The sequence below is a fragment of the Pseudomonas sp. NFX5 genome (assembly GCF_049132125.1).
In the GTDB taxonomy this organism is placed as follows: Bacteria; Pseudomonadota; Gammaproteobacteria; order Pseudomonadales; family Pseudomonadaceae; genus Aquipseudomonas; species Aquipseudomonas marginalis.
In genome coordinates this window covers 51,174-63,983 of the sequence record NZ_JAFMZG010000019.1, presented here as the reverse complement: position 1 = coordinate 63,983, position 12,810 = coordinate 51,174, and the positions used below count along the sequence as shown (strand labels likewise).

The 12,810-nt window shown below is 63.1% G+C and carries 13 protein-coding genes and 1 other RNA gene; 6 read left to right on the top strand and 8 right to left on the bottom strand.

The genetic code is table 11. The features are described 5' to 3' along the window. Positions 1–2: 2 nt before the first annotated feature. From J1N02_RS12055 to J1N02_RS12040, 4 genes are all read right to left on the bottom strand, one after another. Positions 3–1,121, bottom strand: coding sequence for an ABC transporter permease (locus tag J1N02_RS12055; protein WP_027608370.1), 1,119 nt, complete (start codon positions 1,119–1,121; stop codon positions 3–5). Beyond that, positions 1,121–3,838: a ribosome-associated ATPase/putative transporter RbbA gene (gene rbbA, locus J1N02_RS12050; protein WP_169898780.1), complete on the bottom strand. Its 2,718-nt coding sequence runs from the start codon at positions 3,836–3,838 to the stop codon at positions 1,121–1,123. The genes J1N02_RS12055 and rbbA overlap by 1 nt, the downstream gene beginning before the upstream one ends. Then, a complete protein-coding gene (locus J1N02_RS12045; protein ID WP_027608372.1) occupies positions 3,835–4,800 on the bottom strand; it encodes an HlyD family secretion protein in 966 nt (321 codons plus the stop codon). The genes rbbA and J1N02_RS12045 overlap by 4 nt, the downstream gene beginning before the upstream one ends. A gap of 136 nt (positions 4,801–4,936) precedes the next feature. Continuing rightward, positions 4,937–5,386, bottom strand: a complete 450-nt coding sequence (locus tag J1N02_RS12040; RefSeq protein ID WP_027608373.1) for an EVE domain-containing protein — start codon at positions 5,384–5,386, stop codon at positions 4,937–4,939. A gap of 194 nt (positions 5,387–5,580) precedes the next feature. On the opposite strand from J1N02_RS12040, the gene J1N02_RS12035 reads away from it, so the two are divergent. Beyond that, positions 5,581–5,730 carry a hypothetical protein gene (locus J1N02_RS12035; RefSeq protein WP_092355790.1) on the top strand — a complete coding sequence of 50 codons (150 nt, stop codon included), beginning with the start codon at positions 5,581–5,583 and terminating at the stop codon, positions 5,728–5,730. A 7-nt stretch (positions 5,731–5,737) separates the two neighbouring features. Here J1N02_RS12035 and J1N02_RS12030 read toward each other — a convergent pair whose 3' ends face one another. The 4 genes from J1N02_RS12030 to J1N02_RS12015 all read right to left on the bottom strand — a co-directional run bounded on the left by J1N02_RS12030 (position 5,738) and on the right by J1N02_RS12015 (position 7,158). Then, positions 5,738–6,367 carry a 5-formyltetrahydrofolate cyclo-ligase gene (locus J1N02_RS12030; RefSeq protein WP_027608374.1) on the bottom strand — a complete coding sequence of 210 codons (630 nt, stop codon included), beginning with the start codon at positions 6,365–6,367 and terminating at the stop codon, positions 5,738–5,740. 58 nt (positions 6,368–6,425) lie between these two features. Further along, a non-coding RNA gene (ssrS, locus tag J1N02_RS12025) (6S RNA) lies at positions 6,426–6,604 on the bottom strand. Positions 6,605–6,634: 30 nt separating this feature from the next. After that, positions 6,635–6,952, bottom strand: coding sequence for a cell division protein ZapA (locus J1N02_RS12020; protein ID WP_027608375.1), 318 nt, complete (start codon positions 6,950–6,952; stop codon positions 6,635–6,637). Then, positions 6,949–7,158, bottom strand: a complete 210-nt coding sequence (locus J1N02_RS12015) for a TIGR02449 family protein (protein ID WP_007982902.1) — start codon at positions 7,156–7,158, stop codon at positions 6,949–6,951. Before J1N02_RS12015 ends, J1N02_RS12020 begins: the two co-directional genes overlap by 4 nt. Positions 7,159–7,296: 138 nt before the next feature. Between J1N02_RS12015 and J1N02_RS12010 the strand changes: the two genes are divergently transcribed. The 5 genes from J1N02_RS12010 to J1N02_RS11990 all read left to right on the top strand — a co-directional run bounded on the left by J1N02_RS12010 (position 7,297) and on the right by J1N02_RS11990 (position 12,761). Further along, positions 7,297–7,854: a YecA family protein gene (locus J1N02_RS12010; protein WP_421147376.1), complete on the top strand. Its 558-nt coding sequence runs from the start codon at positions 7,297–7,299 to the stop codon at positions 7,852–7,854. Between the two features lie 21 nt (positions 7,855–7,875). Beyond that, positions 7,876–9,198, top strand: a complete 1,323-nt coding sequence (pepP, locus tag J1N02_RS12005) for a Xaa-Pro aminopeptidase (RefSeq protein ID WP_065938044.1) — start codon at positions 7,876–7,878, stop codon at positions 9,196–9,198. After that, positions 9,195–10,382: a 2-octaprenyl-6-methoxyphenyl hydroxylase gene (gene ubiH / locus J1N02_RS12000; RefSeq protein ID WP_027608378.1), complete on the top strand. Its 1,188-nt coding sequence runs from the start codon at positions 9,195–9,197 to the stop codon at positions 10,380–10,382. The genes pepP and ubiH overlap by 4 nt, the downstream gene beginning before the upstream one ends. A 61-nt stretch (positions 10,383–10,443) precedes the next feature. Beyond that, a complete protein-coding gene (locus tag J1N02_RS11995; protein ID WP_421147379.1) occupies positions 10,444–11,661 on the top strand; it encodes a 2-octaprenyl-3-methyl-6-methoxy-1,4-benzoquinol hydroxylase in 1,218 nt (405 codons plus the stop codon). A 95-nt stretch (positions 11,662–11,756) separates the two neighbouring features. Continuing rightward, the gene (locus J1N02_RS11990; protein WP_027608380.1) at positions 11,757–12,761 is read left to right on the top strand and encodes an extracellular solute-binding protein; all 1,005 of its coding nucleotides are present in this window, start codon (positions 11,757–11,759) and stop codon (positions 12,759–12,761) included. Positions 12,762–12,810 lie beyond the last annotated feature (49 nt).

Genomic DNA, 12,810 nt, shown 5'->3' with positions numbered 1-12,810 from the left:
GTTCAGGAAGCCAGGCTCTTCCTGAACCGCGCCAACGCCACCGCAAAAAACAACAGCCCGATCCCCGCCAGCGCCAGCAAGTCCGGCCACACCACACTCACCCCCGCATCGCGAAACAAAATCGCTGCGCTCAGGCTTACAAAGTGCGTCGACGGCGAGCCCTGCATCACCCACTGCAACCACTCGGGCATGCTGTCCAGCGGCGTGCTGCCGCCTGACAACAGCAGCATCGGGATAATCACCGGGATCGCCAGCAAGCCGAACTGCGGCGTGGAGCGGGCGAGGGTGGCGAGGAAGATCCCCAGTGCCGTACTGGCAAACAGATACAGGGCAGTCACAAACAGGAACAACCCCAGCGACCCGGCCAGCGGCACGCCGAGCAGCCCTTTGACCACCACCTCCAGCGATAGCCAGGTGCACAGCACCACCACCAGCATATTGCTCCAGATTTTCGCCAGCATGATTTCCAGTGCGGTCAGCGGCAGTACCAGCAGGTGGTCGAGGGTGCCGTGCTCGCGCTCACGCAGCAATGCGGTGCCGGTGAGCACGATGGCCAGGATGGTGATGTTGTTGACGATCTGGATCACGGCCAGGAACCAGCCGCCCTCCAGGTTGGTGTTGAACAGTGCTCGGGTCGTGAGCAGCGCGGGCGCCTGGCGGGTGGCGTCGGTTTGCCCGCTGTAGCTGAGCAATTCGCGCTGGAAGATCCGCCCGATATAGCCCGCGCCCATGAACGCCTGGCTCATCGCCGTGGCGTCGACGTTCACCTGCACGCCAGGCTGGCGACCGGCCAACAGGTCGGCCTGAAAGTTGGCCGGTACGTTGATCACGAAGGTGTACTGGCCGCTGTCCATCACCTTGTCCAGCTGGTCATAGGCCAACGGTGCCGGTGGTTGGAATTCGGGCGGTTGCAGCGCCTCGGCCATCTGCCGGGAGAGCGCGCTGTGGTCTTCATCGACAAACGCCACGCTGGCGTTGTGCACGCCGATCACCGAGCCGGCGGCGGGCATGTAGATGGCGACGGTGAAGGCGTAGAACAGAAACAGCAGCAAGACGCTGTCGTGACGCAGGCTGGTGAGTTCCTTGATGCCCAGCCGGAAGATGTGTGCGAGCTTGTGCATCAGGCCTCCTGCTTCTTGAGCATGACCAGGCTCAACCCGGTGAACCCGATAAAGAAGCCGAACAGCGCCAGGCATTGCGGCCACAACTGGCGCAGATCCAGGGCCTTGGTGAAGGTGCCCACGGCAATATCCAAAAAGTGCCCGGCCGGAAATAGTGCGCCCATCAAGGCGGCGGCGCCCTCCAGGGACGAGCGCGGCACGATCAGCCCGGAAAACTGGATGGTTGGCAGGCTGGTGATGATCATGGTGCCGAGGATCGCCGCGATCTGGGTGCGGGTGAACGCGGAAATCAGCAGGCCCATGCTGGTGGTGGCCAGCACATACAGCAGCCCGCCAAACGCCAGCGTCAGGCCGCTGCCCTTGAACGGCACGCCGAACAGCCAGCGATTCATCGCCACCAGCAGCGCCAGGTTGACCAGGCTCACGGCCAGGTAAGGCGCCTGTTTACCGAGCAGGAATTCCAGGCGCGTCAGGGGGGTGGCGTAGAAGTTGGTGATCGAACCCAGTTCTTTCTCGCGCACGATGCCCAGGGCGGTGAGCATCGCCGGGATAAACGCCAGGATCAGTGCCATCACGCCGGGGCCGATGGCATTCACGCTGACCACGTCCTGGTTATAGCGAAAACGGGTTTCCAGTTTGGCGGCTGCCTGGGTGCTGCGCGGCAGGCTGCTCAGTTCGGCCAGTTGCTGCAGGTTGCCTTGGTGCACCGCCTCCACATAGTTGCGGCTGGTTTCCGCACGAAACGGCATGCCGCCATCGAGCCACGCGGCCACGGTGGGTTGGCGCCCGGCATAGAGATCGCGACCAAAGCCGGGCGGGATCTCCAGGGCCAGTTTGATTTCCGAGCGTTGCAGGCGTCGGTGCAATTCGGGGGCGTCCTGGATCGGCGCCTGCTCGGCGAAGTAGCGCGAGCTGCGGAAGGCTTCCAGATAGGCGCGGCTTTGTGGCGTCTGGTCCTGGTCGTAGACGGCGAAGGCGAGGTTTTCCACATCCAGGGAAATGCCGTAGCCGAAGATCACCATCATGAACATCGCACCGAGCAGGGCAAAGGCCATGCGTACTTTGTCGCGTAGCAGTTCCTTGCCTTCGCGGCTGGCCACGGCCAGCAGGCGAGACAGGCTGAAACCACGCTTGCTGAGGGGCGGCGCATGGGTTTCGCTGACGGTTTTGGCCGACGTGGCAGGTTCGGCATCGCCCTGGGCTTGCTCAAGGCAGGTGACGAACGCGGCTTCCAGGGTGTCGCCGTTGAATTGCCGTTGCAGTGCGTCCGGTGTATCGCAGGCGAGTACCTTACCGGCATGCATCAAGGAGATGCGGTCGCAGCGCTGGGCTTCATTCATGAAGTGGGTAGACAGGAAGATCGTCACCCCTTGTTCGCGGGACAACTCGATCAACAGTCGCCAGAAATCATCCCGGGCCGCCGGGTCGACGCCCGAGGTGGGCTCATCGAGGATCAATACTTCCGGGCGATGCAGCACCGCCACGGCCAATGACAAGCGTTGGCGCAGGCCGAGGGGCAGTTCCCCGGAGGGCTGCTCGGCCACTTCACCGAGGTCGAAACGCTGGATCAGCTCATCGATGCGCGGGCCGCTGTCGGCCTTGGGCAAATCGAACAGTTGCGCGTGCAACACCAGGTTCTGGCGCACGCTCAGCTCGCCATACAGCGAGAAGCTTTGCGACATGAACCCTACGCGCTTGCGGGTGGCCAGGTCCTTGGCGTTCACCGGGTTGCCCAGCAGCGTGGCGCTGCCTTCGGTGGCCGGCATCAGCCCGGTGAGGACTTTCATCGTGGTGGTCTTGCCACAGCCGTTGGAGCCGAGGAAGCCGAAGATCTCGCCACGGCCGATGGCAAAGCTGACCTTGTTCACCGCCGTGAAGTCGCCGAAGCGCAGGGTCAGGTCGTGGGCTTCGATGGCGATATCGGTGTTGGCGTTTTCCCTTGGCGGGATCACCAGGGGTTGGTTGTCGTGGGCGCTGTCGCCCTGGAAGTGGGTGAAGGCCTCATCCAGTTTGCCGCTGGGGGTCGCTGCCGCCAGTTCGCTGCTGAGCCCGTCGGCGATCAGTTGGCCACGGTCGAGCATCAGGCAATGTTCGAATTGCTCGGCTTCTTCCATGTAGGCGGTGGCTACCAGCAGCGTCAGTTGCGGGCGCTCGCTGCGGACGGTCTCGACCAGTTCCCAGAAGCGCCGCCGCGACAGCGGGTCGACACCGGTGGTGGGTTCGTCGAGGATCAACAGGTCCGGATCGTGGATCAGCGCGCAGCACAGGCCGAGCTTCTGCTTCATGCCACCGGAGAGCTTGCCGGCCGGGCGCTCGGCGAAGCGCGCGAGGTCGGTGGCCAACAGCAGGTTGTGCATGCGCTGGTCGCAGTCGGCGTTGGACAGGCCGAACAGCGTGGCGAAGAAGCGGATGTTTTCGCTGATGGACAGTTCGGGGTACAGGTTGCCGCCCAGGCCCTGGGGCATGAAGGCGATGCGCGGGTACAGGCTGTTGCGGTGGCGGCGGTCGGCGATGGAGCCGCCGAGCACCTCCAGTTGGCCGTCCTGGAGCTTTTTAACCCCGGCGATCAACCCCAACAGGCTCGATTTGCCCGCCCCATCCGGGCCGATCAGTCCGCAGCGGGTGCCGGTGGGCAGGCTGAAGGCGATGTCGATCAAGGCCTGCTGCTTGCCGTAACGGTGGTTGATGGCGGTGGCGTGCAGCGCCAGGCCGGTCATTGCAGGTTGGCCGGCCAGTCGATGTCAGCCATGCGCACGTAGCCGGCGCCGGGCATCCCCGGTTTGGCCTGGGGCACGGCGCTGGGCTGGGTCAGGCGCAGCTTGACGCGAAACACCAGCTTCTGGCGTTCGTCGCGGGTTTCGACTTCCTTGGGGGTGAACTGCGACTTGGCGGCAACAAAACTGATTTTCGCCGGCAGCGGTTGCTGGGGCAGGGCATCGAGGAGGATGCGTGCGTCACTGCCCACCGTCAGGCGCCCGGTGACGGAGGCGGGCAGATAGAGGTTCATGTACTGATCCTCGGGGTCGATCAACAACAGCACGCGCCCGCCTGCACCGAGGACCTCGCCGGGCTCGGCCAGGCGCAGTTGGATAATGCCGTCGATGGGCGCGCGCAGGCTGCTGTCATCGATTTCGCTGGTCAACTGGGCGACCTGGGCCTGGGCGGCACCGATGGCGGCCTTGACCGAATTGACCTGGGCTTGCGCGGCGATCACGGCGGCGTTGCCGGTGTTCTGGCGGGCCTGCTGCTGGTCGATCAACTGGCTGCTGGCAAAGCCGCGCTTGTACAGTTCCTGGGTACGCTTGAGTTCCTGGTTGGCCAGCAGTTGCTCGCTTTGGCGCAGTTGCACATTGGCCTCGGCGGCGGCGAAGTTTTCCCTGGCGCGCAGCACTTCGGCTTCGGCCTGGGCGCGCTGGGCTTCCAGGGTGCGGGTGTCCATGCGCGCCAGCAACTGGCCCTTGAGCACCTTGTCACCTTCATCCACCCGCACCTCGGCCAGGCGGCCGGGGATCTTGGCGGCGATCTGCACTTCGGTGGATTCCAGGCGGCCGTTGCCCATGCCCAAGCCTTCGGGCAGGCGATCCTGGGTGGACTTCCAGTAACCGAAGCCGCCGGCGGCGAGCAACAAGGCAATCAACAAAGCGGCAAACAGGTGGGAGGAGCGGGGCGTGATCGACATGGGTGCATCCTGCGGCGTTAGCGTCCTAGTTTGACCGAGGCAGCCCGAGGGGCGTTGATGCCGGTCAAATGAAGCGCAAGCCTAACCCGGTTCAGGTGCAGATGCATGCGCCGGGAGCGTGACCGCAGGGTTCTGGTCAGCGCAGTGCCAGCACCGCCGCCCATTGCTCTGCCGTGACCGGCATCACGGACAAGCGACTGCCTTTTTGTACCAGGGGCAATTCGGCGAGGGCGGTTTGCTGTTTCAGGTAGCCCAGGCCCAGCACCTTGGGAAAGGTCTGGACGTGCGCGACATTGATCGCGCTCCACGGGTTTTTCTCCGGGGTGGCCTTGGCGTCGAAGTAATGGCTGTCCGGTTCCAGCGCGGTAGGGTCCGGATAGGCGGCCGCGATGATCTTGCCGATGCCGGCAATGCCGGGCTCGGGGCAACTGGAGTGGTAGAAGAAAAATTGGTCACCCACCGCCATGGCGCGCAGGAAGTTGCGTGCCTGGTAGTTGCGTACCCCGTCCCAGCGCGCTTCGCCCAGCGTTTCCAGGCCGTTGATGGAGAGTTCGTCGGGCTCGGATTTCATCAGCCAGTAGGCCATTTTTGCGCTCCTGAAAAAGCAGTGGGCAAGTTGTCAGGCAATTTGATGACAAACCGACAGTCGGTTGGCGTCAAGGTTTGCGTGTTGGTTCACGTTATCGCAGAATGCCGGGATTTTAAGCTTGACGCAGCTGCAACGGACTACTTTGGAACGTTGTTGTCATCGTGTACGAGATGCCTGAAGGGGGGCAATCGATGCAACGTAAACCGGATTTACTATGGATATTGGTGATTTTGTTTGGTCTGGGCGTCGTGACCACCGGGTATGCGCAAAGCTTGTGGTCGAACAAGACCGATGCGCCAGTTGAACTGACTCAGCAGCAGCCGCAACCCTTCAAGCGCTGACCCTTCTTCAAGGCGCCGTAGCTTCCTGCGGCGTTTCTGCGACATACCACTGCCTGTCGGTAACGGTGCCAGCCAACGGCACATCCCAGCTGGCCTGTGCCAATCGATCGACCTTCTGACATTCATGGGCCAGGCCCAACAGCGCCGGCTTGCGCCAGCTTTTGCGGCGTGCCAGATAGGCGAGGCTGCGGTCGTAGAAACCGCCGCCCATGCCCAGGCGGCCACCGGTATCATCGAACCCCACCAACGGCAGCAACACCAGATCCAGCGCCCATACCTTGCGCTGGCGCCTGGCATTGACCCGTGGCTCCAGAATGCGAAAGCGATTGGGCAGCAGCGTTTCCCCAGGCTTCACGCGCTGGAACACCATCTTGGTCCGTGGCCAGGCGCTGAGCACCGGCAGGTAAGTGGCCTTGCCCCGGCGCTGTGCCGCACGCAGCAGCAGGCGCGGATCGATTTCACCGTCCGTCGGTAGATACAGGGAAATATGTTTGGCCCGGCGAAACAGCGGGTGCTGTGCCAGTTGCCGATACAGGCCATGGGCGGCCTGGCGCTGCTCGCTGGGCGTGAGGGCGCGGCGGGCTTTGCGCAACATGCGTCGAAGGTGCGGACGGGAAAGCGGCGCAGGTTCGTTCATGGTTTTTCGGCTCATAAAACAATGCCAGTCCGGGGACTGGCATTGAGTTCTGGAATTCAGGCTCCCCGACAGAGCCGCTGTCGACTCAGCCCTTGAACCCGAAAGTTCAAGGTGGAAGAAGCAGTAGGCTTTAAGGCTTTCCGTCTAGCGGACATGCACACCAGCCCAACGTGCAACTTCCAGGGTAGTGCGAATCGGCTCCGGGACATCGCCGACTGGCAAGCACGCCAGGGAGTGGGGCGAGTATACCTTAAACAGTCGCGGCAATCAGCCCTTGGGTTGCTCTGTGTCGCTGGAAAGCACCAGGTCGACGCGTTCGAGCAGGTCGCGCACCTGCTCGCGCGTCGAGCCGCTGGCCTGTACGTCAGGGCGCTCCTGCTTATGCAGCAGGTCGTGGGTAATGTTCAGGGCGGCCATTACGGCGATGCGGTCGGCACCGATGACTTTGCCGCTGCTGCGGATTTCACGCATCTTGCCGTCCAGGTAGCGGGCGGCGCTCACCAGGTTGTTGCGCTCTTCCTGGGGGCAGATGATCGAATATTCTTTGTCGAGGATCTGCACGGTGACGCTATTGCTTGAACTCATGAGTCTTGCTCCAGGGCCTTCAGGCGCGAAATCATCGATTCGACCTTACGCCGGGCGATTTCGTTTTTTTCAATGAGGTGAGCGCGTTCCTCGCGCCAGGTCTTTTCCTGAGCTAATAGGAGTCCGTTTTGACTCTTAAGTTGCTCGACCCGAGTAATTAGCAATTCGAGTCTGGCCATCAGCGCTTGCAGGTCGGTGTCTTCCATTGGGTTCCACTGGATTTGTCTGATGAATGGCAACTGCAGGATAAACGATCTGACGCCCTCGATAGTCTTGGTACGTCTGCCGGTGCTAGGATACAGCGCTCCATTCTAGACATTGCGCCGTCTGGCGCCTAGCTCACCATGCCCATTCAGAACTCCCCGTACGATGCTTTTTCCAAACTGCTGAGCACCAGCGGCCATCCTTGCTCGCCCGCCGAGCTGCATGGCGTGCTGCTCGGCCGCAGTTGCACCGGTGTTGGCTTTGATGCCGACAACTGGCTGGCCGATGTGGCCGAGCTGCTGGAAACCGAACCGACCGACAACGTGCGCAACGCGCTGATCGGCCTGCAAGAGATGGTCAAGGGCGAACTGACCGGTGATGACGTCACCGTGGTCCTGCTGCTGCCGACCGACGATGCACCGCTCCCCGAACGCGCCGCCGCACTGGGCCAATGGTGCCAGGGCTTCCTCCACGGTTTCGGCGTGAACGCCGGCGGCCTGGAACTGAGCACCGACGCCAAGGAAGTGCTGCAGGACCTGGCGGCCATCTCCCAGGTGCAAGATGCCCTGGAAGAGTCCGAAGACGGCGAAGGCGACTACATGGAAGTCATGGAATACCTGCGCGTCGCGCCATTGCTGCTGTTCACCGAGATCAGGAAGTCCGCTGAGCCTGCTGCACCCAAGCCTTCGCTGCACTAAGAAAAGGAAGCCCATCTGCCCATGATCCATATCCCCAAAGCGGAATACACCCGGCGTCGCAAGGCGCTCATGGCGCAGATGGAACCCAACAGCATCGCGATCCTGCCGGCTGCCGCCGTGGCGATCCGCAATCGCGATGTGGAGCACGTCTATCGCCAGGACAGCGACTTCCAGTACCTGAGCGGCTTCCCCGAGCCGGAAGCGGTGATCGTGCTGATGCCCGGTCGCCAGCATGGCGAGTACGTGCTGTTCTGCCGCGAACGCAATGCCGAGCGCGAATTGTGGGACGGCCTGCGTGCCGGTACCGAAGGCGCCATCCGTGACTTTGGCGCCGACGATGCCTTCCCCATCACCGATATCGACGACATCCTGCCCGGCCTGATCGAAGGCCGCGACCGGGTGTATTCGGCCATGGGCAGCAACGCCGAATTCGATCGGCACCTGATGGAGTGGATCAACGTCATCCGCTCCAAAGCGCACCTTGGCGCCCAGCCACCGAACGAGTTTGTTGCCCTGGATCATCTGCTCCACGACATGCGCCTGTATAAATCGGCGGCAGAAGTGAAGGTGATGCGCGAGGCCGCGCGAATTTCCTGCGCGGCCCATGTGAAGGCCATGCAGGCCAGCCGCGCCGGCTTGCATGAGTTCAGCCTGGAAGCCGAACTGGATTACGAATTCCGCAAGGGCGGCGCGAAGATGCCGGCCTATGGCTCCATCGTCGCCACCGGGCGCAACAGCTGCATCCTGCATTACCAGCAGAATGACGCCGTGCTCAAGGACGGTGACCTGGTGCTGATCGATGCCGGTTGCGAAATCGATTGCTACGCCAGCGACATCACGCGCACCTGGCCGGTCAATGGCAAATTTTCGCCGGAACAGAAGGCGATCTATGAAATCGTGCTGGCTTCCCAGGAAGCCGCCTTTGCCGAGATCGCGCCGAACAAACATTGGAACCAGGCCCACGAGGCGACGGTGCAGGTCATCACTGCCGGACTGGTGAAGCTGGGGTTGCTGAAGGGCGACGTCGACGAGCTGATCGCCAGTGAAGCCTACAAACCCTTCTATATGCACCGCGCCGGCCATTGGCTGGGGATGGATGTGCATGATGTGGGCGAGTACAAGGTGGGCGGCGAATGGCGTGTGCTGGAAGTTGGCATGGCGCTGACGGTGGAACCGGGCATTTATATCTCGCCGGATAACCAGACCGTCGCGAAAAAATGGCGTGGCATTGGTGTACGTATCGAGGACGACGTGGTGGTGACCAAGCAAGGCTGTGAAATCCTGACCGGCGGCGCCCCCAAGAGCGTCGTTGAAATCGAAGCCCTAATGGCGGCCGCCCGATGAGCCGGGTCAACCTGGCGATTATCGGTGGCGGCCTGGTGGGTGCGAGCCTGGCGCTGGCGTTGCAGGCCGGTGCCAAGGCGCGTGGCTGGAAGATCGTGCTGATCGAACCCTTCGCGCCCGGCGACAGCTACCAGCCGAGCTACGACGCGCGGTCTTCGGCGCTGTCCTACGGCGCCCGGCAGATTTATCAGCGCCTGGGCCTGTGGCAGCAGATCTCGCGCCGCGCCGAGCCGATCAAGCAGATCCATGTGTCGGACCGCGGACGCTTCTCCACCGCGCGACTGTCCGCCATGGAGGAGGGCGTGCCGGCCCTCGGTTACGTGGTGGAAAACGCCTGGCTCGGCCAATGCCTGTGGCAAGGCCTGGACAAGGACGTGGTGAGTTGGCGCTGCCCGGCGGAAGTCACACGCCTGGAGCCGCTGCCCGATGGCTACCGCCTGACCCTCAACGATGAAACCGTGCTGGAATGCGACCTCGCGGTGCTCGCCGACGGCGGCCGCTCCGGCCTGCGCGAGCAATTGGGCATTGGCGTGAGAACCCGCCCGTACAACCAGAGCGCACTGATCGCCAACATCACCCCGAGCGAAGCCCACAACGGCGAAGCGTTCGAGCGTTTCACCGATGAAGGCCCGATGGCCCTGCTGCCGCTGCCGGACAACCGTTGCGCACTGGTATGGACCCGTATCGGCATGGACGCACAGCGCCTGGCAAATCTCGATGAACGCAGCTTCCTGAGCGAGTTGCAGGGCGTGTTCGGCTACCGCCTGGGCACCCTCAAGCAAGTCGGCGCCCGTCATCTGTATCCGTTGACCCTGGTGGAAGCCGAAGAGCAAGTGCGCTCGCACCTGGCGATCCTCGGCAATGCCGCCCACAGCCTGCACCCGATTGCCGGGCAGGGGTTCAACCTGTCCCTGCGTGATGCGCACGCCTTGGCCGAGGCCCTGTTGGCCGGGCCGGCGGTGCCGGGCGACCTGGCGACGTTGCAGGCTTATCGCGAGCGTCAGCGCATGGATCAGAAGTTGACCGTGGGTTTCTCCGACCAGGTCACGCGGCTGTTTGGCAGCGCGCAACCGCTGGTCGCCCTGGGCCGCAATATGGGCCTGCTGGGCCTGGACCTGCTGCCACCGGCCAAGCGTTGGTTCGCCCGTCAGGCCATGGGCCTGGGGACGCGTCCCGATGCGTGAGACTCATCAATCCTTTTACGTGCGGTGCAAGCCGCCAGCGAGACAGGCTTAAAGCATGGACATGCGCGCAGATGTGCTGATTGTCGGGGCCGGAATGGTCGGAAGCGCCCTGGCGATGGCATTGCAAGGCAGCGGCCTGCAAGTGCTGCTGCTCGACGGCAGCCCGCTGAGCGTCAAGCCGTTCGACCGCGCGGCGGCCTTCGAACCCCGTGTGAGTGCCTTGTCGGCGGCCAGCCAGCGCATCCTCGAGCGCCTCGGTGTGTGGGATGGCATCGTTGAACGACGCGCCAGCCCGTACGGCGAGATGCAGGTGTGGGACGGCAGCGGCACCGGGCAGATCCACTTTTCGGCGGCCAGTGTGCATGCCGAAGTGCTTGGGCATATCGTCGAGAACCGCGTGGTCCAGGATGCCTTGCTCGAACGTCTGCACGACTGCGACCTGGGCCTGCTGGCGAATGCGCGCCTGGAGCAGATGCGCCGTTCCGGCGATGACTGGTTGCTGACCCTGGCCGATGGCCGGAAATTGCGCGCGCCGTTGGTGGTGGCCGCCGATGGCGCCAACTCCGCCGTGCGCCGCCTGACCGGCACCGCGACCCGTGAATGGGACTACCTGCATAACGCCATCGTTACCAGCGTGCGCAGCAGCCAGCCGCACCAGCGCACGGCCTGGCAACGCTTTACCGACACCGGCCCGCTGGCGTTTTTGCCGCTGGAACGGGACGGGCAGGAAGATTGGTGCTCGATCGTCTGGTCGACTACGCCGGCCGAATCCGAACGCCTGATGGCGCTGGATGATGAAAGCTTCTGCCGTGAACTGGAGCGCGCCTTTGAAGGGTGCCTCGGTAGCGTGGTCAGCGCCGATCCGCGTGTGTGCGTACCCTTGCGTCAGCGCCACGCCAAACGCTATGTGGCCGAGGGCCTGGCATTGATCGGCGACGCCGCCCATGTCATCCACCCATTGGCCGGGCAGGGCGTCAACCTGGGTTTCCTCGATGCGGCGGTGCTGGCCGAAGTGTTGTTGTCGGCCACCGAACGCGGTGAACGTTTGGCCGATGTGAAGGTGCTCAGCCGTTACGAGCGCCGACGAATGCCCCATAACCTGGCCCTGATGGCGGCGATGGAAGGCTTTGAGCGCCTGTTCCAGGCCGATCAACTGCCGCTGCGCTGGTTGCGTAATGCCGGGTTGAAGATGGTCGACCAGATGCCCGAGGCCAAGGCCGTGTTTGTGCGCCAGGCCCTCGGGTTGAGCGGGGATCTGCCGGACCTGGCCAAGCCCTGACAGGTTTGTGCAACATTTGGTAACGGCTCCGCCGAGCGGTACCAAATGTGAGTCCCTATCATTTGCGCTTATTTTGCAAATGAGAGACCGCACCCATGTTGGCACCCAAGCGCCTCCTGACTGCCCTGGCATTCACCCTGATCGGCAGCACCTCCGTGCAGGCAGCCGACGAAGTGGTGGTCTACTCCTCGCGTATCGACGAGCTGATCAAACCGGTGTTCGACGCCTACACCCAAAAGACCGGTGTCCAGGTGAAGTTCATCACCGACAAGGAAGCGCCGCTGATGCAGCGCATCAAGGCCGAGGGCGAAAACGCCACCGCCGACCTGCTGCTCACCGTGGATGCCGGCAACCTCTGGCAGGCCGAGCAAATGGGCATTCTGCAACCGTTCACCTCCCCGGTAATCGACAAGAACATTCCCCTGCAATACCGCTCTTCGGCGCATGCCTGGACCGGTTTGAGCCTGCGCGCGCGGACCATCGCGTACTCCACCGACCGGGTCAAACCGGGTGACCTGACCACCTACGAAGCCCTGGCCGACAAACAGTGGGAAGGCCGCCTGTGCCTGCGCACGGCGAAAAAGGTCTACAACCAGTCGCTGACGGCCACCCTGATCGAAACCCACGGCGCGGCCAAGACCGAAGAAATCGTCAAGGGCTGGGTGAATAACCTGTCTACCGACGTATTCTCGGATGACATTGCGGTGCTGGAGGCGATCAACGCCGGGCAATGCGACGTGGGTATCGTCAATACCTACTACTACGGCCGTCTGCACAAGCAGAAGCCGGACCTGGCGGTGAAGCTGTTCTGGCCGAACCAGGGCGACCGTGGCGTGCATGTGAACCTGTCGGGCATCGGCTTGACCAAACACGCGCCACACCCGGAAGCCGCCAAGGCATTGGTGGAGTGGATGACCACGCCTGAGGCGCAGAAGATCTTTGCCGACGTGAACCAGGAATTCCCGGCCAACCCGGCGGTACCGCCGTCGGCTGAAGTGGCGACCTGGGGCAAGTTCGTGGCGGATACATTGCCGGTGGAAGTGGCGGGCAAGCGCCAGGCTGAAGCCATTCGCCTGATGGATCGGGCGGGCTGGAACTAAGTACAATTTGTAGGACGCCGCAGATCCAAATGTGGAGGGGGGCTTGCCC